3 protein-coding genes are annotated in these 2944 nt (G+C 66.7%); 2 read left to right on the top strand and 1 reads right to left on the bottom strand.

What is annotated here, in order from left to right:
* Nucleotides 1–41 precede the first annotated feature (41 nt).
* A complete protein-coding gene (locus ACK5IR_RS14080) occupies nt 42–887 on the bottom strand; it encodes a bifunctional helix-turn-helix domain-containing protein/methylated-DNA--[protein]-cysteine S-methyltransferase (protein ID WP_416929805.1) in 846 nt (281 codons plus the stop codon).
* Between the two features lie 127 nt (nt 888–1014).
* Between ACK5IR_RS14080 and nth the strand changes: the two genes are divergently transcribed.
* Together nth and ACK5IR_RS14070 are read left to right on the top strand one after the other, a co-directional pair.
* Nucleotides 1015–1656, top strand: coding sequence for an endonuclease III (gene nth, locus ACK5IR_RS14075; protein ID WP_416929804.1), 642 nt, complete (start codon nt 1015–1017; stop codon nt 1654–1656).
* Nucleotides 1657–1658: 2 nt separating this feature from the next.
* Nucleotides 1659–2645 (top strand): adenosine kinase, encoded by a 987-nt coding sequence (locus ACK5IR_RS14070; RefSeq protein ID WP_416929803.1) that lies wholly within the window; start codon nt 1659–1661, stop codon nt 2643–2645.
* Nucleotides 2646–2944 lie beyond the last annotated feature (299 nt).

Raw genomic sequence — 2944 nt, 5'->3', positions numbered from 1 at the left:
GGATTCACCCCGCAAATCCGGGCGTCCGGCCACGACTCCGCTCAGCCCGCCTCGGCGCGCGCCGATTCCCAGGCCAGCAGCGCCCGCTTGACCGGCAGTCCCCAGTGATAGCCGCCCAGACCCCCGGTCTTGCGGATCGCACGGTGGCAGGGGATCAGCCACGAGATCGGGTTGCGGCCGACGGCGGTGCCCACCGCCCGCACGGCACGCGGATGCCCGATCGCGCCGGCGATCTCGGAATAGGTGGTGACATGACCGGTGGGAATGGCGAGCAGGGCCTCCCAGACCTTGATCTGGAAAGGGGCGCCGATCAGGTAGAGGCGCGCCTCGCCGCTGGTCTCGCCAAAGGCGGCCTGCACCCAGGGTCGGATCGCCATCGGATCCTCGGTGAAGGACGCATCGGGCCAGCGCGACAGCAGGTCGCGCATCGTCTCTTCGGCGCCGGTCTCGGCCGCGAAGCCGATGCCGCAGATGCCCTTGTCGGTCGCCATCACCAGCGCCGGGCCAAAGGGGCTTTCGAACCAGCCCCAGAAAATCTCCAGCCCCTTGCCGGCGCGCGCGTATTCGCCGGGCGTCATCGCCTCCCAGCGCAGGAACATGTCGTGCAGGCGGCCCGACCCCGAAAGCCCCAGCGCGTCCGCCGCGTCGAGCGTGGTGAAGCGCTCGCGCAGCAGCGCCTTGGCATGGCCAAAGCTCAGGTATTGCTGGTAGCGCTTGGGCGACACGCCGACCCACTGGCTGAAGACCCGCTGGAAATGCGCCGGGCTCATCTGCATCCGGCCGACCAGCGCTTCGAGCGACAGCGCCTCGCCGGCGGCATCGGCGGCGTCGATCTCGTCCAGCGCGCGGCGCATGACGTTGAAGTGGTATGTGTTCTCGGCATTCATCTTGTCGACTCCAGGCTCATGCCGAACCTATGTCCGACGTGCAGCGATGGCGACCCGAATCCTGCGCCTTCCGTTGCATCCGGCGCCAAAGCCGTTACACCCGGCGCCGGGACAACCGGAGGCGGCGATGGCGACGCAACTTCCCTATGACACGATGCGCAGGATTTTCGAGCGGTTCCGCGAAAGCGAACCCGAGCCGCACGGCGAGCTCGAGCATGTCAACGCCTATACCCTGCTGGTGGCGGTGACGCTTTCGGCTCAGGCGACCGACAAGGGTGTGAACCGGGCGACGCGCGCGCTTTTTGCCGAGGTGACGACACCGCAACAGATGCTCGATCTGGGCGAGGAACGGCTGATCGGGCATATCAGAACGATCGGGCTCTACCGCAACAAGGCGAAGAACGTGATCGGGCTGAGCCGCATCCTCGTTGAGCAATACGGTGGCGAGGTGCCGAATTCGCGCGCCGCCTTGCAGGCGCTGCCCGGGGTGGGGCGCAAGACGGCCAATGTGGTGCTGAACATGTGGTGGGGTCTGCCGGCGCAGGCGGTGGATACGCATATCTTCCGCGTCGCCAACCGTTCCGGCATCGCGCCGGGCAGGGATGTGCAGGCGGTGGAGCGCGCCATCGAGGACAACGTTCCGGCCGATTTCCAGCGCCACGCGCATCACTGGCTGATCCTGCACGGCCGTTATGTCTGCAAGGCCCGCAAACCCGCCTGCGCGGTCTGCATCATCGAAGACTACTGCCAGAAGGACGGTGTGGAGTGAGCATGACCTATCAGGTGGCCGGGATCGGCAACGCGATCGTCGACGTTCTGTCGCATTCCGATGACAGTTTTCTCGATATCATGGGGATCGGAAAGGGCATCATGCAACTGGTCGAGCGCGAGCGGGCGGAAATCCTCTATGCCGCGATGAACGACCGCACGCAGGCGCCGGGCGGATCAGTCGCCAACACGCTGGCGGGGCTGGGGCATCTGGGGCTGACGACCGCCTTCATGGGGCGCGTGCACGACGATGCGCTGGGGCGGTATTACGCCGATGCGCTCAAGCGGGACGGTACAGATTTTGTTAATCCGCCGGTGCCCAACGGCGAATTGCCGACCTCGCGTTCGATGATCTTCGTTTCGCCGGACGGCGAGCGGTCGATGAACACCTATCTGGGCATTTCGGCCGAACTCGGCCCGGAAGATGTGCCCGAGACCGTCGCCGAACGGTCCGGTATCCTTTTCCTCGAAGGGTACCTGTTCGACAAGGACAAGGGGAAAGAGGCATTTCTCAAGGCCGCCCGGCTGTGCAAGGCGGGCGGAGGGCGCGCGGGGATCGCGCTCTCCGATCCGTTCTGCGTCGACCGTCACCGCGCCGACTTTCGCAGTCTGGTGGCAAACGAGATGGACTATGTGATCGGCAACGTCCACGAATGGTGCGCGCTCTATCAGACCGACGATCTGGAGGCGGCACTGGCAAGGGCGCGCGCCGATTGCGGCGTGGTCGTCTGTACCCGGTCGGGCGAGGACGTGATCCTGATCGCCGGCGACACCCGTGCCGAGGTTCCCGTGCACAGGGTGACGCCGGTCGATGCCACCGGCGCGGGCGACCAGTTCGCGGCCGGCTTTCTCTTCGGGCTCGCCACCGGGCGCGATCTGGCTACCTGCGGCCGCATGGGGGTGATCTGCGCCGGCGAGGTGATCGGCCACATGGGGCCGCGCCCGCAGACCGACACCTGCGACCTGTTCCGGCAGGCGGGGCTGGTCTGATACCGGCGGCCATGGGGGCCGGCCGTTCGTGAAGGCAGGCGATGCGGACGAGGCTGCCGTTCTCCCTTCGCCCGGAACAGCCGCTCTAGCGGCCCGGGCGGCGCCCGTCCGCCCCCTCGGGCGGGCGCCTTGCAACCTCACCGCCCTGAATAACCGTCGGATGAGGTGGAACCATAAATCGCGCAGAACCAGCGTTGCACGCCCACCCGGCGGACGGGCGCCGCCCTCTGTTGCGCTCCATGATCACTATCGTAAAGGGCTCAATGCCACCCTATCAGCGGCGAGCAGGGGTCATTCTT

Source organism: Tropicimonas sp., from assembly GCF_047971885.1.
In the GTDB taxonomy this organism is placed as follows: Bacteria; Pseudomonadota; Alphaproteobacteria; order Rhodobacterales; family Rhodobacteraceae; genus Tropicimonas.
Note: the sequence above shows the minus strand (reverse complement) of the source record. Positions and strands in the feature narration are given on the sequence as shown.

Coding starts and splice junctions, on each gene's coding strand:
- ACK5IR_RS14070 (WP_416929803.1), top strand. CDS start 1,659: ATGACCTATCAGGTGGCCGGGATCGGCAACGCGATCGTCGACGTTCTG.
- ACK5IR_RS14080 (WP_416929805.1), bottom strand. CDS start 887: ATGAATGCCGAGAACACATACCACTTCAACGTCATGCGCCGCGCGCTG.
- nth (WP_416929804.1), top strand. CDS start 1,015: ATGGCGACGCAACTTCCCTATGACACGATGCGCAGGATTTTCGAGCGG.